Origin of the sequence: Okeania sp. SIO3I5 (genome assembly GCF_010672085.1) — a bacterium.
Classification (GTDB): domain Bacteria; phylum Cyanobacteriota; class Cyanobacteriia; order Cyanobacteriales; family Microcoleaceae; genus Trichodesmium.
Window position 1 is genome coordinate 1 of record NZ_JAAHHT010000174.1, and the last position, 20,733, is coordinate 20,733.

The following is a 20,733-nucleotide window of genomic DNA, read 5'->3' on the forward strand; positions in this document are numbered from 1 at the left end:
CCACACCTCCCACACCTCCCACACCTCCCACACCTCCCACACCTCCCACACCTCCCACACCTCCCACACCTCCCACACCTCCCACACCTCCCACACCTCCCACACCTCCCACACCTCCCACACCTCCTTACTCCTATTTCCTCAGATAGTTGTGAAGTCTAGGTCACTTTCCTCAACTCCAATAACTATTGCCAGAAAATCTTCTTCGTTATCTGTCAACCCACTATTGTTATCTATGAAAATGACTGTTCCATTTTCCTCTCCTACAAGCGTTTCCCGAAATTCCAAATCATTACGACTCAAACCATTAATTAATCCAATTTCATCATCATCATCAGGATTATAATCAGTAATAATGTCTGCTTCTGATTCACTTAATCCACCTGTGTTTGGAGAAATAATGAATAAATCTTCTCCTGCTCCTCCTGTTAAAGTATCAGAGTCGCGATCGCCTGCTAGAGTATCATCACCGTCTCCTCCATCAAGACAATCATCTCCTCTACCTCCGTATAGACAATCATCGTCTAAACCGCCAAAAATACAGTCATTCCCTCGATTGCCAAAAAGTGTATCATCATCATCACCTCCATCTAGAAAATCATTATCCCTACCACCCCACAATGTATCTTCACCATCATCCCCTACCAGAGAATCCTGCTCTCGATTACCAAATAGAGAATCATCACCCACTCCTCCCAGAAGTGTATCATTATCATCATTGCCAAAAATTATATCTCCTCTACCTCTACCTTCTATGGAATCTCGACCTCCCAATCCCTGAATTGAATCTGCTCCTGCTGTAGCAATAGTCTCGTCGTCATCTTCTGTAAGCAGAATTTCATTGAATGAACTTCCAGAACCTCCATTTAGATTGGGACTTGTCCCATTACCACCCTCTTCATTATCGGGAGGTGGCCTGAATAAATCTACTATAGTACCATTAAAAATACCTTCTTCTGTTGCAGTGACCATAATACTTTTTTGAATAACTTCTTTGTGTGATTATATTAGACATCTCCACCCAAATAGAGAATAGGGAACACTTAACTGGGAACACTTAACTGGGGGGAGTAATTGATAATTTATGGATAATAATTGATTTTTTTTCATTTTTGGAGAAGTCTATTAGTATCTATATATTTTTATATATATTTCTTTGGTCAGTAATATCTAACTCATTTTAGAGCTATCTAATTATTATTGATAATTCTTTTATGGCAGTTTTAGCTTGAGATATATTACCAAATAATTAGTAATTAAATAATTCAGGTTTAAAGCTTTCCCTTGAAAGGGAAAAAAAAAAATTTTTTCTTTGACCCTCAAACCTCTACCTAAAAGGGAGAGGTAATTATTAATTGTTAATTAGAGAATAGGGAACAGGGAACACTTAAGTGGGAACACTTAACTGGGGGGAGTAATTGATAATTTATGGATAATAATTGATTTTTTTTCATTTTTGGAGAAGTCTATTAGTATCTATATATTTTTATATATATTTCTTTGGTCAGTAATATCTAACTCATTTTAGAGCTATCTAATTATTATTGATAATTCTTTTATGGCAGTTTTAGCTTGAGATATATTACCAAATAATTAATAATTAAATAATTCAGGTTTAAAGCCTTCCCTTGAAAGGAAAAAAAAATTTTTCTTTGACCCTCAAACTTCTCCCTTTTAGGTAGAGGTAATTATTAATTGTTAATTGCTGAATGTCTCCAAAGGAATCTTCGGTACAATCAGATAATATTTATTCAATTAAAATTTGACGAAAAAGCATTTTTACACCAGTTCATAGTTTTTGAACCATGACTCCTGAGTTACACTTTTAGGAAAAATCAACATCAGTTTTGAAATAAAAATCTGCCTTCAAATTTAATTTTACTGTCTTGCCAAATTCATCTCTAATTCCTACTTCTGAGTTCTTATTTTTACCGAAAAAGTGCGTTTAAAGCATCTCAACTTTGCTTATTTTGATAGATGGAAATATCCTCGCCTTTGGGCAAGGGAAGATGTCACTTCACTTATCAGTTATCAGTACCTCTGCCTGTTTGCGGAGCATTCTGTAGGAAAGTATTGGGATTGAAATATTGAAGAGAAGAAAAAAAATTCTTTTAACCAATCCTCTTCTTTTTAACAAGAGGTGATTATTAATTATTAATTGTTAATTGTTAATTATTAATTATTGAATTACCGACTAATAATTGTCAAAAACAGATTTTGAATCTTGGTAACTATTGATGTGTTGAAGTATAGCTGAAGTATAGTATTAATGCACCAGATTTAGTATAAGACTGCAATAGACAAAGAGTATCAAGTCCGATATATATCAATGTCCACAATTTCTTGAATTGAGGTAATATAATAGTATATACTAAAAATCTCTTTTAGTCTACTTTTGCCTTTTGGCTTTTATTTTTTGTCTGACCGAAAAATTTTTGTCCCAAGTCTCCTCTTTATAAGTGTATAAAAAGCGGTCGGCAAGCGGAGCATGACCTAGGATGGGATGGATGGGTTTCCTAACCATATCAATTGAGCAAAAGAAAATAATATTCTGTATTTCAAGTCTTTCTATAGAAAAGTCAAACTCAAAAAATAATTTGTTGATATATTAGATTTGCAACTAAACTAAATTATAAAAGCAAGTTCTGATTAATTGATAAATTAACGGCTAACTGCTACAGATAAACTTATCATAGTAACACTTAATATACTGGAGTGCAAGGAAATAGTTATGTTTAATCCAACACAAATTTTGATAGACACTTTTGTTAAAGAGCTACAAGCAGGATACCATCGTACTTATGGTAATTTTAAACCAGACTATCCAGAAATTATTGCCTGGGCAGGAAATATGGCTCTGGAAAATATTGCTAATTGTGATGCACTATATCACAATACTGAACACACAATGTTAGTTACTCTTGTTGGGCAAGAAATTTTGCGGGGTAAGCACATTCGTGAAGGTGGAGTCTCTCCTGAAGATTGGTTACATTATATTATTTCTTTATTGTGTCACGATCTTGGCTATACCAAAGGAGTCTGTCGAGAAGACCAAGAATTATTAGGTTTATATGCTACAGGAATAGATGATGGGATGGTTTCTTTGTCAGATGGTGCTACTGCGGCTAGTTTAACACCTTATCATGTTGACCGGGGTAAATTAGTAATAGATGAACGTTTTGGTGGTCATCGATTAATTGATGCAGATCAAATTAAACGTAATATTGAATTAACTCGTTTTCCTGTTCCAGAAGCAGAAACTCATCAAGATAGAAATAATTTTTCTGGTTTATCAAGGGCTGCAGATTTAATTGGCCAATTAAGTGACCCTAATTATTTGCTGAAAATTAGTGCTTTATTTTATGAATTTGAAGAGGTTGGTACTAATAAAGTTTTGGGTTATAAATCTCCTGGAGACCTCCGACGCAGCTATGCGAAATTTTACTGGAATGGAGTTTATCCTTATATTCCTGCTGCTATTAATTATTTGGAATTAACTCAAAGTGGAAAACAAATTATTGCTAATCTTTATGCAAATGTATTTCAGGTAGAACATGAACCTAAGAAGACAAAAGTTAATGGTACAAAATTAGCTAATAGTGATGAGAAAAGTCGCAATAATGGAGGTGTGGAATTAAAAATACCACTTATAGAAAAGAAATTTAGCGATTTTTTGGATTTGAATTTATAGAAAATAGGGAATAGGGAATAGGGAATAGGGAATAGGGAAAATAATTGATTTTATTTCTGATTTTTGGAGATGTCTAGTAGATAGAAGCAGTTTAATCAGTTATCAGTACCGACCATTGAAGTATCCAGCTTGAAATACTGAAATTGATTTTTTCATCCCCTTAAAAAGCTAGGTTTTATCAACATCTTCTTTAACAAAAAAGTTGAGAAAGGGGAGTAGTTATGTCTTAGGGATTAAATCGGTATTTCCGAAGAGTGTAATGTATTTAAAAAAGTTTTTTTCTGATGAGTAAATTGCTGCTCATTAATTTGTTTTGTCTAAAATTGAGGGAAGGAAATAATAAATTGTGGCAAAATTAACACCAGAAGTTGAGCAATACACTCAACAATTAAGGGAAAAACTTCAAGAAGCTGGTTATGCTTACTATGTTCTTGATAACCCAGTTATGGAAGATGCTGTTTACGATCGCCTACTTCGTGAATTACAGGAATTAGAAACCCAATATCCTCAATTAATTGTGCCAGATAGTCCGACTCAAAGAGTGGGAGAAAAACCTGCAACTAAATTTGTATCAGTTAAACATAATATTCCTCTTTATAGTCTGGAAAATGCTTTTAATATTCAGGAATTAAAAAGTTGGCAAGAACGTTGTCAAATTCAAAATTCAAAATTCAAAATTCAAAATTCTGACCTTAGTCAAAGTCAAAAGTTAGAAGTAAAAAATCAAAATTCTGACCTTAATAATGACTCTCATTCTGATGAAATAAACCTCGCAACTTTGGATTATGTTTGTGAATTAAAAATTGATGGTTCTGCTTTAGCTCTAACTTATGAAAATGGTTTATTAGTGCGAGGTGCTACTCGTGGTGATGGAATTATGGGAGAAGATATTACTCAAAATGTCAAGACAATTAATAGTATTCCCTTAAAACTTAAAATTGATAATCCGCCTCCAAAAGTGGAAGTTCGGGGTGAAGCTTTTTTATCAATAAATGTATTTGAAAATATCAACGCTCAAAGAGAAAAAATTGGAGAAACTCTATTTGCAAATCCTCGCAATGCAGCAGCAGGTACTTTAAGACAATTAGACTCAAAAATAGTCGCTCAACGCCGACTAGATTTTTTTGCTTATACACTTTATTTAGAAGAAAATACTTCCGAATTTTCTCAACTTTCTACTCAGTGGGAATATTTACAATTACTCCAAAAATTAGGTTTTAAAGTTAATCCTAACCGTCAACTTTGTTCCTCTTTAGATGAACTTGAAGCATATTATCAATACTGGGATAAAAAACGACAAAATTTACCTTATTTAACTGATGGAGTAGTGGTTAAAATTAATTCTTTACCACTACAAAAAAAATTGGGATTTACTCAAAAATTCCCTCGCTGGGCGATCGCTCTCAAATACCCTGCTGAAGAAATTCCCACCATTGTCCAAGCAGTTACGGTTCAAGTTGGCCGTACTGGGGCGCTGACTCCCGTGGCCGAATTAAAACCAGTCCAGTTGGCAGGGACAACCGTACAAAGGGCATCTCTACATAATAGCGATCGCTTGGCAGAACTGGACTTACATATTGGGGACACAGTAATAGTCCGCAAGGCAGGGGAGATCATACCAGAAGTAGTCCGAGTTTTACCAGAATTACGACCAAAAATAGCCCTAAGATTTCAAATGCCAACCCACTGTCCAGAATGTAGTCAACCTGTGATTAAACCGAGAGATGAGGCAGTAACTCGGTGCATTAATACTTCCTGTCCCGCTATTCTCCGGGGTTCTTTGGCACATTGGGCATCCAGGGGCGCTCTCGATATCAATGGTTTGGGGGAAAAGTTGGTGCAACAGTTGGTTAATAGTTGTTTGGTTAAGTCGGTGGCAGATTTGTATAATTTGACTGTGGAAGATTTGACTACCTTGGAACGGATGGGGAAAAAGTCGGCGAGTAAGTTGGTGGAAGCGATCGCTACTTCTAAAGTTCAACCTTGGAAGCGGGTGCTTTATGGTTTGGGTATTCGTCATGTGGGTAGTGTGAATGCAGAGTTGTTGGTTCAGAAATTTCCGACTGTGGCAAAGTTAGGGCAAGCAAAGGTAAGTGATATTGAAGCAGTTTATGGTATTGGTCCGGAAATTGCTCAGTCTGTGGAACAGTGGTTTCGGGTACCAGCAAATCAGAATTTGGTAGAACGTCTGGAAACTGTGGGAGTGACTTTGGAGAGTAAAGGTTCTACAAGTAATTTGGTGGAAGAGCAAGATGGTTTGCTAGTAGGGAAGACTTTTGTATTGACGGGAACTTTGCCAACGTTGAAGCGAGATGAGGCGAAAAATTTGATTCAAAATTCTGGTGGGAAGGTGACAAGTTCGGTGAGTTCTAAGACTGATTTTGTTGTGGTGGGAGAAGATGCAGGTTCTAAGTTAGAAAAGGCAGAAAAGTTGGGGGTGAAACAGTTGAGTGAGGCAGAGTTATTGGAAATGTTAGAAGTTAGAAGTTAGGAGTTAGAATTTATTTAGGGTTTGCTGAAAAAGTCTTGTTTAATTTTAGCTAGTGAGATTGCTTCGGGGGGATACTTGAAAAAACATTCAAACAACTTTTACCATCCCCCCTCGCATTTTCAGTTATCAGTTATCAGTTATCAGTTATCAGTTATCAGTAAGAGATTTTAGGAGAATCTATAAATGTAATTATTATGCATAAGTCTGCTATTGCTGCTCCCTATTCCCTATTCCCTATTCCCTATTCCCTCTTTTATGGAGACATTAATTAATGATTCAAGAATATCTACAAAAAGCAATGGAAACAGCCAATTATGAAATACTCGAATCAGAAGGTTTTTATGGTTCAATTCCTAGTGCTAATGGAGTATGGGCAACTGGCAATACTTTAGAAGAATGTCGTCAGGAATTATTAGAAGTATTAGAAGAATGGGTACTTATTGGTGTGGCAATGAACCATCCACTTCCAGAATTTCATGGTGTTAGTTTGAAAGTGGAGTCGGTTAGCTAATGCCTGTTTTTGGTCCCATATCTCGTCGCAACTTAATTGCAGCATTTAGATCAGCAGGTTTTTCCGGTCCTTATTCTGGAGGCAAACATCAGTTTATGGTACGCGATAATTTACGAGTTCGTATTCCTAATCCTCATCAAGGAGATATCAATAGGAATTTACTTAGACGAATTTTAATGCAAGCTGGTATTTCTGAAGATGAATGGAAAAATTTGTAGTCATCAAGTAGATAAAAAAATGCCAAAAATTTCCATAGAAGTGCAGCTCTCTTCGGAATAATTATTCAAAGCTGCTGAACAATTAAGTTTGCCAGAATTTGAGCAATTTACATCATAAATAATTGCCCTCCCAGCCAAACGTTGCACTTCAAAATTACCAGAAGTAGAAGCCGAGTTGTTGACAAAAATAAATCAAGGTATTCTCTTAAAAACTCAGAAATATTATGAGTAACTAACAAATAGAAAATTTAGAAGCAAAACGTCTAGAAAATTTGGCAGAATTAGCAAATATTCGGGGAGTTACTCTAGTTGAATTAATCGAAAAATTAGGAATTAAAAAATCAATAGATACAGCAGATTCTACCTTGGTGAAGTACACACATCGCAGGCAAGATGCCCCACTTGGAAGATTTAATTTTTCATATCTGTACTTCATATCCTTGGAATCTGCTGTATCTGAAAATAGAGTCACTCTCATTAAGAAAAAAATTAAATTTATGTTCCAATTATCACCACTACATTTTCAACACAAAGGAGAAGGTTTTCCTATTCTCTGTCTCCACGGACATCCAGGTTCAAGTCAATGTATGTCAGTCTTTACTAACTCTCTATCCCAAAACTTTCAAATTATTGCTCCAGACTTAAGAGGATATGGCAAAAGTTCTGCGAAAACTAACTTTGAAATGACTCAACATTTAATAGATTTAGAAACACTTCTGGAACAACTTCAGATTTCTAGATATTTAATATTAGGATGGTCTTTAGGTGGAATTATTGGAATGGAATTAGCTCTGAGAAACCCTCAGCAAATCGCAGGTTTAATTTTAATAGGTACAGCAGCAAAACCTAGAAGTAATCATCCTCCAATAAGTTGGCAGGATAATCTTTATACAGGTTTAGCGGGAATCATAAATTATTTTTTGCCTGGTTGGCAATGGAATATTGATACTTTTGGCAAGCGATCGCTATTTAGATATCTCATCCAACGTCACACTCCTGCTACCTATCAATATCTAGCAAAAGAAGCAGTTCCCGCTTATTGGCAAACTTCTAGATTCGCCACTAGAGCTTTGAATAAAGCCTTAAGAGCTGGTTATAATAAATTGGCAGACTTATCTCAGATTGAATCTCCTTGTTTACTATTAGCAGGGGAGAGCGATCGACATATTACTCCTGAGTCAAGTCAAGAAACTGCTGTTCACCTCAAAAATGCTGCTTGGCAATGCTACGCGAATACTGCCCATTTGTTTCCTTGGGAAATTCCTCACCAAGTCTTAACAGATATTGAAAATTGGATAGAGCTAACTAGGGTTTGCTGAAAAAGTCTTTTTTCACGAGTAGGGTAGTAGGGTAGGGACGTTGCATAACAAAAATGCGAACGTCCGTACGGGAGTAGGGGAGTAATTTTTTTGCCCGACTCTTGCCCAAAATGCTACAGCATATTTCGGGCAAATGGTGAAAATCATATAGTGCGGGCATCTTGCTCGCGATGGATGTACTTTATAATAATGGGAAGCACTGTAACTTTTTTTTAAAAGTTAATAAATCCTCATTTATTGGACTACGCAAATAGGTTAGGACATTTACAAATGCTCAAAGTTAGTCAGAAATTACTTTTGAATTTTGAATTTTGAATTTTGAATTGTGCGATATTTATCCTTTGAATTAGGTAATTTTATTCCTGAAAACTAACAATTAAAGATTATGTCATTAGAAAATATTCAACTTACAATTTCTCTATCCGATCGACAATTAGAAGAGGAAAAGCTTCAAACAGAAACCCAGAATATTTTGTCGGAAATAGAACAATTTGATGGAGTACAAAATGTAAATTTAGCGCCAGTAGAAACTGCCGAACCTGGAGCTAAAAATATCGGCGGTTTTTTAATAGGAATTCTCACCGCAGAAATTAATGCTGAAAATCTCAAATCTTTGGTTGGATATTTAGGCGATCGCCTCTCTGGTAAGACTATTAAAATTAAGGCTGAAAGTAAAAGTCGAAAGATAAATATTGAAGTCCGTAATGTGGAAGATTTGAAAAAAGCTTTGGCAGAAGTAGATGATTTTTTGAAAGCTTAAAAATAAGACATCTCGCCCAACCTCTCTCCTCGGAGGAGAGGGGTAAAATCTCCCCTTTCTTTTGTTTGTTAAAAACATACACTTGAAACCCCTTCCCTCCTCTCCCTTTTCCTCCTCCCCCCTTTCAAAGGGGGGCAAGGGGGGATTTTTGGGGAGTTAGGTTTTTTCACCCACATTTTCAAGCTAGACACGCGACTACGTTCAACAATGAATAATGAATAATGAATAATGAATAATTACCTCTCCTTGAAAAGAAGAGGATTGACTCGAAGGAAAATTTTTATTTATTATCCCCTATCCAAGGGGAGGCTTTAAACCAAAATTTTTCGGTAAAATATTACAACCAATGAAGGATTGCTATATTTATAATTGCATAGCTAATTAAGGAGATTTTTTTATGGCAAAAATAGCTCTATTAATTGGAGTTAGTGAATACCTCCCAGAATTTCCAGCTTTGCCTAGTGCGGTGAAAGATGTTGAGGCAATGAAGGAGGTTTTAGGTAATTCGGAAATGGGAGGTTTTGATCATATTAAGGAGTTGAAAAATTATAATCGTCAAGAGATAGAACTGGCAATTTATGAATTGTTTGCTAACCGGAATAAGGATGATGTTTTATTACTTTATTTTTCTGGTCATGGAGTTAAAAGTCGAGAGGGAAATCTATTTTTAGCTACCCCTAAAACTCGGAAAGATACACGGGGAATTGTGAAACGAACTGCTGTTGCTGCTAGTGTTTTACAAGATGAAATGAATGATAGTTTTTCCCAACGTCTAGTTGTGATTCTCGACTGTTGTTATAGTGGTGCTTTTACTAAAGGAATGACTGCTAAAGGGGATGAAAATATTGATATTCAAGCAGAATTAGGGGGTAAAGGTAGGGCGATTTTGATGTCTTCTAGTGCTGTTCAAAGTTCTTTTGAGTCGGAAGGTTCGGAATTATCTATTTATACAAAATATCTAGTTGAAGGGATTAAAACTGGAGCAGCAGATACGGATAATAATGGCAAAATTTCAGCGGATGAATTGCATCAATATGTGAGTCAAAAAGTACATGAAGAATCTCCGGCAATGACTCCTCAATTTGCACCTGTAAAGGAGGGTTATCGAATTTATTTAGCAAGTTCCCCTCAAGACGAGCCGAAATTGCCATATCGTCGCAAAGTGCAGGAAATATTGCAGAAAAATAATGGCAAGATAGATTTTCTGAGTCGTTTTTTATTGGAGGAATTATGCAAGAGATATGGAATATCTGATGAGGAGGCAAAGGCAATTGAAGCTGAGGAAATGGCACCTTATATTCAGTTTCATAAAAAGTTAAAACGTTATGAGGAAATCTTTAGTCAAGCTGTGGAAAATTCTTTTCCTTTTATAGAAAAAGAACGTGAAACTTTGCAGGAAATTCAGTCACTGTTAGGATTGAGAGATGAGGATATTGCAGCTATTGAGGAAAGATTTTTACCTCTTCCACAGTCATTGGAATCAAAATCAGAAAATTGTGCCGTAGAAGAAATTATTAAAAATGGCTCTCAAAATAATAATATAGAATTACTTTCTGACAAAAATGATGAGGATATTACAGATATTGAGGAACGATTTTTACCTAAGTCATCAGAATCAAAGTCTGAAAATTTTGCCGAGGAAAAAGTTACTGAAAATAGCTTCCAAAATGATGAAATAGAATTACTTTCTGACAAAAATGTAGACTATACAAAACTCCGCGACTTTCTAGCAAATGGGGAGTGGAAAGAGGCAGATCAAGAAACTGCTCGTTGTATGTTCAAAGTTGCAGATTTAAAGGAAGATAATTCTCTAAGAGCAGAAGATATAGAAAATTTTCCTTGCAAAGACCTCTGTACTATTGATCGGCTTTGGGTAAAATATAGTAATGGTAAATTTGGATTTTCTGTACAAAAGGAAATTTATTACAATTTAGGAGGAAAAAAAGAGTATAACGAAGAAGTCTGGAAAGAATTTGCATATAAAGTGGGATGGCGTAAAGGAGAAAAATGGTTGTACTACAGTGACTTAAAATTCGATATTAGCACACATTATACAGGGCATTTGCCATCAAGGGTCGGGTGGTCTAAGATGTGGTGGTTTATTGGGGGAGTGGCACTCTTCTCTCGCACAGAGACTTGTGGACTTTAACATATAAATGTTTCAGCTTTTCAGTTATCAGTTATCAGTGAGTTTGATTAGTCGCTCATGCGCTGGAGAAAGTTCTTTTACAAACTCATAAAAGACTCATAAACTCCTCAACAGTTAAACCAGAATCTCTAACTATCCCACCCATTGTATCAGTTATCAGTTATCAGTTATTAATTATCAGTAAGAGATTTAATGCTTAATGAAACTACCCCAACCTGTAATTATTCCTGATGAAAAACTGACCAAATATTTATTAGTATATCGAGAACAAGATGACAAATCAAAATTTCTTTTACAAGCAGGTTTTACTCCAGAAAATTCCCAACGACTAAAAAATAGCATTCTGCAATTAGTTTTTACCACAGAAGCAATAGTAGATAGAACCAATGAATACGGTACATTTTACAGAGTTGAAGGTACAAGAACTGGAGTTAATAACAGAAATCTAGCAGTTATTACCATCTGGTTAAAACGAAAAGCAGAGAATCAAACTCAATTTATTACTCTGATACCACTTAAAAAATAAAACCACCAATGCTTGAACTATACCAACGTATTTCTCTAACCCAAGACTTCCCAGAATATAACCTTAAAAAAGGCGATATTGCCATGTTAATTGATACAGCAACTCACCCAGAAGGAGGAGAAAATGGTTATGTATTAGAAATATTTAATGCCATAGGAGAATCTATAAATGTAATTATTGTGCCGATGTCTGCTGTTGAACCTTTGAAACAAGATGAGATTTTATCTGTTCGTTCCTTAGTAGAAATAACCTAACAAATTATTATTAATTATTGTAATCTAGTAGGTTGGGTTAAGCGACAGCGCAATCCAACAAAAATCTGCATCTAAATCTATAAATATGTGTTGGGTTTCACTTCGTTCTACCCAACCTACAAAATGCTTATTTTTTATTATTAGGAATTATGCAACTCACTATTTTAATTTAACTCTTTCATATATTCTAAATAAGATTCTATGGCATCCTTAATATTTTCCAACGCCTCAGCTTCAGTTTCTCCCTGAGACCAACATCCAGGTAAATAAGGACACCAAACGGCATATCCTTCATCAGTTTGCTTAAGTTTAACTTCGTATCGCATCTGTTTAAATTCTCTGCTATTTATTGGTAAATATAATAACATTGATATTGTCATTGCGAGGCGGTCATAAATGAGTTAAGCTTTTCAGAAAAATATTAAGTTAGCCGAAGCAATCTCTTTCTTGATATTGATATTATGAATGACAAAATAGAAGTAATTTTTCCTATAAATTTTAGCTAGTGAGATTGCTTCGGGGGGATACTTGAAAAAACATTCAAACAAGTTTTACCATCCCCCCTCCCAATGACAAATAAATAAAGTAAATTATGTTAAAAGACATTATCGAAGTTAGTCATCAAGAAAACTATCTACTTTATCTGAAATTTGAAGATGAAAAAGAGGGAATTGTAGATATTAGTCAGCTAATAGAATTTACAGGAATTTTTGCCAAATTACAAGACATCAATTATTTTAAAACCGTCAAACTCAATCCAGAATGGGGAACAATTTATTGGGAAAATGGCGCAGATTTAGACCCAGATGTTTTGTATTCTATTGTCACAAAGAAACCAATTCCTAAATATATTTCCAGAACAACAAATAAAACTACCAATGCTTGAACTATACCAACGTATTTCTCTAACCAAAGACTTCCCATTTTCAGTTATCAGTTATCAGTTATCAGCAAGAGATTTAAAGTTTATTGTCATGCTTCAATTACACCAACGTATTTATCTAACCAAAGACTTCCCAAAATATAACGTGAAAAAAAGCCATATTGCCATGTTAATTCATGCAGTAGGTTTGCTTGAAAGACGTTAGCGTAGCTTATCTAAAGGGTAAACCTAGCAACAATCTTTCTCCCCGACTCCTTTACTCCCCGACTCCCCTATTCCCTAAAAAGACTTTTTCCGCAAACCCTACTTGTTTTTTCCTCATCAAATCTTTCCATCTCTCCTAACGTCGAAAATTACCAACATTTTCATTCTCTGAAGCTCCAAAAAAAATCAAAGATGATCGGTTGCTTCCTGAAAATTTTTGTGATACCATAAAACTTAGATGGGGTAACTCGCCTATACGCATGACTTTTTATTCAACCAAAATTCCTCACTGAGATACACTCAAGGATTCAGGCATTTTTTTCAGGAACAATACTCAAAATATTGTCATTTTGTGAAGCTTCTAGAAACACTTGTTTTTTCCTCATCAAATCTTTCCATCCCTCCTAACGTGGAAAATCACCAACATTTTCATTCTCTGAGAGCTACCCAAAAAAAAATCGCCGGCTCAAAAGATGATCGGTTGCATCCTGAAAATTTTTGTGATACCATAAAACTTAGGTGGCTTAACTCGCCCATACGCATGACTTTTTATTCAACCAAAATTCCTCACTGAGATAGAATCAAGGATTCAGGCATTTTTTTCAGGAACAATACCTAAAATATTGTCATTTTGTGAAGCTTCTCGAAACACTTGTTTTTCCCTCCTCAAATCTTTCCATCCCTCCTAACGTCGAAAATCACCAACATTTTCATTCTCTGAGAGCTACCCAAAAAAAAATCGCCGGCTCAAAAGATGATCGGTTGCATCCTGAAAATTTTTGTGATACCATAAAACTTAGATGGGGCAACTCGCCTATACGCATGACTTTTTATTCAACCAAAATTCCTCACTGAGATAGAATCAAGCATTCAGGCATTTTTTCAGAAGCAATACTCAAAATATTGTCATTTTGTGAAGCTTCTCGAAACACTTGTTTTTCCCTCATCAAATCTTTCCATCCCTCAAATACGTGCAAAATCACCAACATTTTCATTCTCTGAAGCTCCCCAAAAAATCGCCGCGCCAAAAGATTATCGGTTGCATCCTGAAAATTTTTGTGATACTATAAAACTTAGATGGAGTAACTCGCCCATACGCATGACTTTTTATTCAACATAAGATAGTGTGAAGTTCGTTGGGTAATGCCTGTTTTTAGTCCCATATCTCATCTAAACTAGACATACTTCCCAATATTGGTATCGAAACTAAGACGTTACAGTTTTGAATTAGAATACCTACTCCCTTCTACTTTCTGCTCAATACGCAAATTTTTTGACAAATGTTGTCGATGAATTTCGTAAATAGCCATACCCGTTGCTACTGATACATTCAAACTAGGCGTACTTCCCGACATTGGAATCGAAACTAAGACGTCACAGTTTTTTTGAATTAAAAGACTTAAACCCTCCCCTTCACTCCCAACCACTAAAACAATACCCTTGATACGTTCTTCAGTAAATTTTACTGTATGGATAGGTTCCCCCTCATTTGCCACAGTACCATATATCCAGAAACCCTCCTTCTTCAATTGTTCCAAAGCATTACTAAGATTAATAACCCTAGCTACAGGAAAATTTTCTAAAGCTCCTGCCGCAACTTTTGTGACAGTCGAAGTTATTCCCACAGCTCGTCTTTGCGGAATAATTAAACCTTGTATTCCCAGAGCTTCACCAGTTCTAATAATAGCCCCTAAATTATGAGGATCATTGATACCATCAGCTACCAACAATACAGGGCGATCGCTTTTCGATTTGGCTTGGGAAATTAATTCGTCAAGTTCCTTATACTCATAAGGAGATATTTGAGCTGCGATACCCTGGTGATTTTTTCTCTGGGTAATTTGATCTAGGCGTTTGTCATCTACTTCATCTATAATTGTACCCCTTGTTTTAGCCTCATTCAGCAATGTATGAAACCTCGGATCGTATCGCAGTGGAGGAATTATCCAGATGCGGTTTAAATATCGCTCACTTTGGAGGGCAGCTTGTACAGTGTGTCGTCCGTAGATTAGATCGTCATCTTCTTCTTTAGTCGTTGGGGAATTATAATTTTTTGAACGCCTATCCTTGAGTTGAATTCGTTTCTGTTTTTGAGGTTTTTCTTGAGAATTGAATTTAGAATTTTTTGTAGACATAACTATCTAAAGAGGGAGTAGGGAGAATTAACGAAGTCAGAAGTTAGAAGTCAGAAGTCAGGAGTTATTTTTGTAACGGGGATTAGAGGAACGCTCGAAAAACGTTTCGCCGATCAAGGCGGGGTTGCGCTACCGAGTCCTGTTTGATAATTGATTTTATTTTTGATTATTGGAAATGTCTATTGGCTAATGCGATAAAAATATTAATCCAACTTTGAATCTAACTTTGAATCTAATTCTATGTAGCTTAGTAGTTGATTTAATCTTTGGGGATCGGTTAAATATAAGTATCCGATTAGAGTTTCTAAACTCGTAGCTTGTTGATAAACCTCTGGATCTAATCTTTTTGGTTTCCTAAAAGCAGCATTGCGGCCTCGCCTAAGAATATCTAACTCTGCATTAGTGAGGTGAGGTTTTAAATTATCTAATTGATGAGCTTGACTTTCTGCCCTGACTTTAGCTACAACTAACTGATGATAATAACGCGATCGCTTTGGTGGTATCAAGTAGTAATTCCGAACATACAGTTCGTAAACTGCATCTCCCAAATATGCCCAAGCTGAGGGCGAAATTTTTTGAATTTCTGCTGGCGTTAGGGTAACAGGGTTTAACTGCTGCAAACTAATCATTCTCCTTATGAGGTTAGCCTTTCTACTTGATAAAATATCGCTCCAGGTTTTTCGATCCCCATCCAGATAATTAACGGCTTAATTTAAGTTTTGGCTTGAATCGATCTACTCGATGTTTTTGGTACAAGTTTTATTTAATAATCCTCACCAATTCCTCACCTCAAAAAATTAGTATTTTGGAAACCCCTTATTGTTAAAAGGTTTACCGAATAATTAAATAATTCACCTTTAAAGCCTCCCCAAGAAAGGGGAAAAAAATGAATTTTTTCCTTTTAGTCAATCGTCAATCCTCTCCTTTTTAGGAAGAGGTAATTATCCACTATTCATTATCAATTATCCATTAATGAAGGCGATCGCTTCAATAGGCTTGAGCTACTCCCGTCCAGAGTTTTGTTTTCTGACGGGAGATAGTATTTATCTAGATTAGATTAAATAATTGGCCTTTGCCTTGCCCGATCATTTCATTTCAGTTAAAGCTAAAAAAGAATTGGTTAGGACAATTACTAATAATAAATTTTAGACTAGGAAGTGTTTTTACCGAATAATTAATAATTAAATAATTCAGGTTGAAAGCCTCTTGGGTAAAGGAAAAAAAATAAATTTTTTCCTTAAGCGTCAATCCTCTTCATTTTAGGGATAGGTAATTATCCATTATCCATTATCCATTATCCATTAATAAAAACTATTCCCAGTTAAGTGTTCTCTCTTCCCTGCTATATCATTTATCAGTACCTCTTTAAGTAAGAGGCAAGAAAATCCGAAATTTCCTTTTTTATTCCCTTGAAAGGGAAGGCTATTAACCTTATTTCTTGATATTCTCTATAGCTTCATCTAATGTATTTCGTAAAGATAAAAACTTCTCTAAACGAACCAATTTAACTGTTTGAGTTACACGGGCATTGGAAACTATCTGTAAACTACCTTCATGTTCTTGGGTATGCTTTACCAGTTGTACGAGTGCTCCTAACCCAGAACTATCAACAAAGTCTATCGTGGACAAATCCAAAATAATATTTTTTGGTCCTTGATCGATTTTTGTCTTCAGCTTTTTGCTAAAAGTAGCTTCTGAGAAGGCATCTAATAACCCTGTTAGGCGGAATAGCTGGTAGTTATCCCTGACTTCGTGAGTGGCTCTCAGGCTAACAGTCAGGGTTAATGGCTCAGGAATAACACCCTCCTCGCTTGATTTTGCATAATTAAATTATATATTATACTTCAATAAGCAAAATATGTCTATAGTTATATGACTTTTAAAAATAGACAAATGTTTGCGACTAAAAACAATTTTTCGGAATTTGACATCCTCCCGACGTTGCCCTAGTACCATTCAGGCATGAGGGATGGTATATATGATTGGGTGGGGAAGTGTGGGAGGTGTGGGAGGGGTGGGGAGAGGAAAAGTAGGAAAAGTATATACTAACCCACCTTAAATTGTCATGCCCCAGATTTTAAATCTTGGTAAATATTTGTTGGTTTCGGCTGTAATGACGTCTCGCGAGACGTCACTACTTCTAAAATATTGATAGAAGCTATTTCCGTAGCACTATATCAATTCTAAGCTTTAACTTTTCGAGCATCTCCCATTACTTGAACAAAACGTTCAAACAGGTAATCAGCATCATGAGGACCGGGACTTGCTTCAGGGTGGTACTGCACGGAGAACAAGGGCAAAGATTTATGCCGTAAACCAGCAACAGTTCTGTCATTCAAGTTGAGATGGGTAATTTCCACCTCAGCCCCTAAAGAATCTGCATTAATGGCAAATCCATGATTTTGACTCGTAATTTCCACTTGTTGCTGCAAACCTGCGGGCTGATTCAGACCCCGATGACCAAATTTTAGTTTAAAAGTGTCCGCTCCCAAGGCCAAACCGAGAACCTGATGTCCCATACAAATACCGAATACAGGTTTAGATGATTTGAGCAACTCCTTAGTAGTTTCAATACCTTCTCCCACAGCAGACGGGTCTCCTGGGCCATTAGAAAGGAAAATACCATCAGGATTATACTTGAGAATCTCCTCTGGTGGTGTATTAGCAGGAACAACTACAACTCGACAACCATAACTTGCTAGACGTCGCAGGATATTTTTTTTCACTCCAAAGTCAATGGCCACAACTGTAAATTGTTCTCCACTATTACCAGAAACAGAAGGGTTAAACTCCCAGTTTGAATCTGTTGGTTCAGACCATTGATAAACTTCTTTTGTTGTTACTTCCTGAACTAAATTTAATCCTGCCATACTAGGAGCAGACTGAACTTTTTCTAGCAATTCAGTTGGGTCTAGAATTTCTGTAGAAATTGCTCCATTCATGGCTCCCACAGTCCGAATTTTTCTAGTTAAAGCACGGGTGTCGATACCGTAAATTCCAGGAATTTTATATTCTTGGAGATATTCTGGTAAGGACAGAGTAGAACGCCAGTTACTGGGACGTGGACAAATATTTCGAGCGATCGCGCCTTTTATCTGCGGCATATTGGACTCTTCGTCTTCAGGATTAACTCCTGTATTTCCCAACTCTGGGTAGGTAAAAGTAACTATTTGTCCACAATAACTTGGGTCTGTGAGAACTTCCTGATAACCAGTCATTCCTGTGTTAAATACCACTTCTCCGATGGTGGTTCCTAGAGCGCCAAAAGATAAGCCATGGTAAGCAGTTCCATCTGCTAAGACAAGTAAAGCAGGTTGAGCTGAGATTGACATTTTAATTCCTCTAATTAATTAGTATTTGAAGATAGCCTGAGAATATCTACTTAGGTTATCGAGAATATATTAAGTTTATGAGAAATGTAGTAGTTACAAGTACAGATTACATTCATCAATTAAATAAGATAAAGTTAGTTTGAAGTTTAAAACTTAAGAATAAACAAATAATTGCAATTCTTAAAAAGTAATTAGTTAATTATGATAGAAAATTTTTCACCCTATAATTCTACTGACAGAAATCAGGTTAAGCACAAACAACAGATCAAAACCAGATTTTGGCAAATACCATCAATATTGCTGACAATATTAATGTGTACGGCTGCGATCGCTCAAGAATTTCCAGGATGCTTTATGATTGATGAAGCTGGAAATAGGAAGGATTTAACAATATCGGTTTGTGGTTTGTTTCCAGAAGAATTACCAGAGGAGGTATCAACTTCGACAGCAACAGCAGGGTTATATGAAATACCAATTGTTAAACGTACAAATGGTGATGAAGGTATTCCTATTGTTGAAGTGACTTTTAATGGCGATCAGAAATATGAAATGCTTTTAGATACCGGAGCTAGTAAAACCATTATTACTAAGGAAATGGCAGATTCCCTGGAAGTAGTACCTTTCACTCGGGGAACTGTAAAAGTTGCTGATGGCAGAGATGTAGAAGTAGAAGCAGGAATTGTTGGTTCTATTTCAGCAGGAGGTTTGGAGTTCAAACCATTTACTGTTGTTATCGCACCTCCTGAAGCAGAGATACCACTGCTTGGACAAGACTTCTTTGGTAGTTATGATATGACAGTTAAAGAGAAATTAGTAGAGTTACGGGTACGTTCTAGTAGTTAGAAGTATCATGTTTAAATAATTTTTATCGGGATAAATATGAAAAATGAACAATGATTATCAAGTCTGAAAAACAGCATAATTTTCACAAAAATATCTGTCTAGCTTCATTAATGGATAATGGATAATGGATAATGGATAATGGATAATTACCTCTCCCTTTTAGGAAGAGGATTGATTAAAAGGAAAAAATTTATTTTTTTCTCCTTGAAAAGGGAGGCGTTAAAGCTAAATTATTTAATTATTTAATTATTTAATTATTAATTATTCGGTAATACCAAATCTGGTGATAATAGTAGAGTCAATTTAATCTAAGCTGTTTATTATATAGCCTATTCCATGTAAGTGTGGTACAGTGATTCTAGTAGATTGGCAATTTTGAATGAAAACTTAATTCCATACTCCAAAAACTATTTAAAAAGCGATTTGTGCTACTGTACTAGATAAACCTGTAATGAGCTGTATTTAGATCAAATGAACAATGATTATCAAGTCTGGAAAACAACAGAACTTTCACAAAAATATCTGTCTGGTGTTAGAAGTGCAATTCCTCTTGCTACTGAACAAATTGAAATTATCTTGAGGATTATTCAGATGGCTAAACCACAAGTGAATAATTTTTTAGATTTAGGTTGTGGTGATGGTATTTTAGGTCAGGCAATTCTCAATCAGTACCCTGATTCTCAAGGAGTATTTTTAGATTTTTCAGAGACAATGATTGAAGCTGCAAAAAGTAATATTTCTGCTGCTTATCCAGCTAGTTTAGAATTTATTAATCAAGATTATGCTTTACCAGAATGGGTCATTTCAGTTATCAGTTATCAGTTATCAGTTATCAGTGAACCTCCGACTGAAGTCGGAGGCTTAAAATACTGAATTAAATATTTTTTTCATCCCCTTAAAAGGGGAGGCTTTAGACCTCATTTTTTGGTAAATAAAATTCACCAAAAAGCACCATTTGATGTAATTGTTTCAGGATTTTCAATTCATCACCAACCAGACATAAGAAAACGAGAAATATATCAAGAGATTTATGAATTATTAAAGCCAGAAGGATTATTTCTGAATTTGGAACAAGTTTCCTCTCCATCTAAATTAATTGAAGAGTTATTTAATGAATTATTTGTTGATTCTCTCTACGCTTTCCATCAAAGTAAAGGCACAAAAAAATCTAGAGAAGAAGTCAATCGGCAGTATTATAACCGCCCGGATAAAATAGCAAATATTCTTATATCATGTTCGGTTGAATACTTATAAATAATTATCAAGGAGTCAGGAGGTAGGGACGTTGCATAAGGGCGTCCGTACAGGAGTCAGAATTTCTGGAGAAAGGAGCCAGGAATCAGAATTTCTGGAGAAAGGAGTCAGGAGAAAAGTAGAAGTATAATATCTTTTCCCTACTCTCAGAGCTAAAATTTTA

21 protein-coding genes are annotated in these 20,733 nt (G+C 35.6%); 14 read left to right on the forward strand and 7 right to left on the reverse strand.

From position 1 onward, the window contains the following. Positions 1–141: 141 nt before the first annotated feature. Positions 142–972, reverse strand: coding sequence for a calcium-binding protein (locus F6K40_RS28490; protein WP_293140617.1), 831 nt, complete (start codon positions 970–972; stop codon positions 142–144). Between the two features lie 1,759 nt (positions 973–2,731). Here F6K40_RS28490 and F6K40_RS28495 point away from each other — a divergent pair. The 9 genes from F6K40_RS28495 to F6K40_RS28535 all read left to right on the forward strand — a co-directional run bounded on the left by F6K40_RS28495 (position 2,732) and on the right by F6K40_RS28535 (position 11,919). Beyond that, a complete protein-coding gene (locus F6K40_RS28495; RefSeq protein WP_293140619.1) occupies positions 2,732–3,691 on the forward strand; it encodes an Npun_R2479 family HD domain-containing metalloprotein in 960 nt (319 codons plus the stop codon). Positions 3,692–4,037: 346 nt separating this feature from the next. Beyond that, complete coding sequence (gene ligA / locus F6K40_RS28500; RefSeq protein ID WP_293140621.1) at positions 4,038–6,182, forward strand: NAD-dependent DNA ligase LigA; 2,145 nt, start codon at positions 4,038–4,040, stop codon at positions 6,180–6,182. 271 nt (positions 6,183–6,453) lie between these two features. Further along, a complete protein-coding gene (locus F6K40_RS28505; RefSeq protein ID WP_293140623.1) occupies positions 6,454–6,693 on the forward strand; it encodes a type II toxin-antitoxin system HicB family antitoxin in 240 nt (79 codons plus the stop codon). Further along, positions 6,693–6,911 (forward strand): type II toxin-antitoxin system HicA family toxin, encoded by a 219-nt coding sequence (locus F6K40_RS28510; RefSeq protein WP_293140625.1) that lies wholly within the window; start codon positions 6,693–6,695, stop codon positions 6,909–6,911. Before F6K40_RS28505 ends, F6K40_RS28510 begins: the two co-directional genes overlap by 1 nt. Before the next feature lie 497 nt (positions 6,912–7,408). Further along, positions 7,409–8,230, forward strand: coding sequence for an alpha/beta fold hydrolase (locus F6K40_RS28515; RefSeq protein WP_293140655.1), 822 nt, complete (start codon positions 7,409–7,411; stop codon positions 8,228–8,230). A 385-nt stretch (positions 8,231–8,615) separates the two neighbouring features. Further along, positions 8,616–8,990 (forward strand): hypothetical protein, encoded by a 375-nt coding sequence (locus tag F6K40_RS28520; RefSeq protein WP_293140627.1) that lies wholly within the window; start codon positions 8,616–8,618, stop codon positions 8,988–8,990. Between the two features lie 397 nt (positions 8,991–9,387). Next, entirely contained in the window at positions 9,388–11,139 is a 1,752-nt protein-coding gene (locus tag F6K40_RS28525) for a caspase, EACC1-associated type (RefSeq protein ID WP_293140629.1), read from the forward strand. Between the two features lie 199 nt (positions 11,140–11,338). Continuing rightward, on the forward strand, positions 11,339–11,665 hold the full coding sequence (locus F6K40_RS28530) for a DUF6883 domain-containing protein (RefSeq protein ID WP_293140631.1): 327 nt from the start codon (positions 11,339–11,341) through the stop codon (positions 11,663–11,665). 8 nt (positions 11,666–11,673) lie between these two features. Beyond that, positions 11,674–11,919 (forward strand): DUF4926 domain-containing protein, encoded by a 246-nt coding sequence (locus F6K40_RS28535; protein ID WP_293140633.1) that lies wholly within the window; start codon positions 11,674–11,676, stop codon positions 11,917–11,919. 164 nt (positions 11,920–12,083) lie between these two features. On the opposite strand, the gene F6K40_RS28540 is transcribed toward F6K40_RS28535, so the two are convergent. Continuing rightward, complete coding sequence (locus F6K40_RS28540; protein ID WP_293140635.1) at positions 12,084–12,245, reverse strand: type II toxin-antitoxin system HicB family antitoxin; 162 nt, start codon at positions 12,243–12,245, stop codon at positions 12,084–12,086. A gap of 266 nt (positions 12,246–12,511) precedes the next feature. On the opposite strand from F6K40_RS28540, the gene F6K40_RS28545 reads away from it, so the two are divergent. Both F6K40_RS28545 and F6K40_RS28550 read left to right on the forward strand, forming a co-directional pair. After that, a complete protein-coding gene (locus F6K40_RS28545; RefSeq protein ID WP_293140637.1) occupies positions 12,512–12,805 on the forward strand; it encodes a DUF2442 domain-containing protein in 294 nt (97 codons plus the stop codon). Continuing rightward, positions 12,798–13,007, forward strand: coding sequence for a hypothetical protein (locus F6K40_RS28550; protein ID WP_293140639.1), 210 nt, complete (start codon positions 12,798–12,800; stop codon positions 13,005–13,007). Before F6K40_RS28545 ends, F6K40_RS28550 begins: the two co-directional genes overlap by 8 nt. A gap of 847 nt (positions 13,008–13,854) precedes the next feature. On the opposite strand, the gene F6K40_RS28555 is transcribed toward F6K40_RS28550, so the two are convergent. From F6K40_RS28555 to carA, 5 genes are all read right to left on the reverse strand, one after another. Then, entirely contained in the window at positions 13,855–14,001 is a 147-nt protein-coding gene (locus tag F6K40_RS28555) for a hypothetical protein (RefSeq protein WP_293140641.1), read from the reverse strand. A gap of 219 nt (positions 14,002–14,220) precedes the next feature. Next, positions 14,221–15,141 carry a 23S rRNA (guanosine(2251)-2'-O)-methyltransferase RlmB gene (gene rlmB, locus F6K40_RS28560; RefSeq protein WP_293140643.1) on the reverse strand — a complete coding sequence of 307 codons (921 nt, stop codon included), beginning with the start codon at positions 15,139–15,141 and terminating at the stop codon, positions 14,221–14,223. Between the two features lie 203 nt (positions 15,142–15,344). Then, positions 15,345–15,770: a Mini-ribonuclease 3 gene (locus F6K40_RS28565; protein WP_293140645.1), complete on the reverse strand. Its 426-nt coding sequence runs from the start codon at positions 15,768–15,770 to the stop codon at positions 15,345–15,347. Positions 15,771–16,572: 802 nt separating this feature from the next. Further along, on the reverse strand, positions 16,573–16,938 hold the full coding sequence (locus F6K40_RS28570; protein ID WP_293140657.1) for an STAS domain-containing protein: 366 nt from the start codon (positions 16,936–16,938) through the stop codon (positions 16,573–16,575). A 386-nt stretch (positions 16,939–17,324) separates the two neighbouring features. Further along, positions 17,325–18,473: a glutamine-hydrolyzing carbamoyl-phosphate synthase small subunit gene (gene carA / locus F6K40_RS28575; protein ID WP_293140647.1), complete on the reverse strand. Its 1,149-nt coding sequence runs from the start codon at positions 18,471–18,473 to the stop codon at positions 17,325–17,327. Positions 18,474–18,674: 201 nt separating this feature from the next. Here carA and F6K40_RS28580 point away from each other — a divergent pair, with 201 nt between their 5' ends. The 3 genes from F6K40_RS28580 (at position 18,675) to F6K40_RS28590 (ending at position 20,570) form a co-directional block, all read left to right on the forward strand. Next, a complete protein-coding gene (locus F6K40_RS28580; protein ID WP_293140649.1) occupies positions 18,675–19,316 on the forward strand; it encodes a retropepsin-like aspartic protease family protein in 642 nt (213 codons plus the stop codon). 471 nt (positions 19,317–19,787) lie between these two features. Further along, a complete protein-coding gene (locus F6K40_RS28585) occupies positions 19,788–20,189 on the forward strand; it encodes a class I SAM-dependent methyltransferase (protein ID WP_293140651.1) in 402 nt (133 codons plus the stop codon). 51 nt (positions 20,190–20,240) lie between these two features. Beyond that, positions 20,241–20,570 carry a class I SAM-dependent methyltransferase gene (locus F6K40_RS28590; protein WP_293140653.1) on the forward strand — a complete coding sequence of 110 codons (330 nt, stop codon included), beginning with the start codon at positions 20,241–20,243 and terminating at the stop codon, positions 20,568–20,570. The last annotated feature ends 163 nt before the right edge of the window (positions 20,571–20,733 follow it).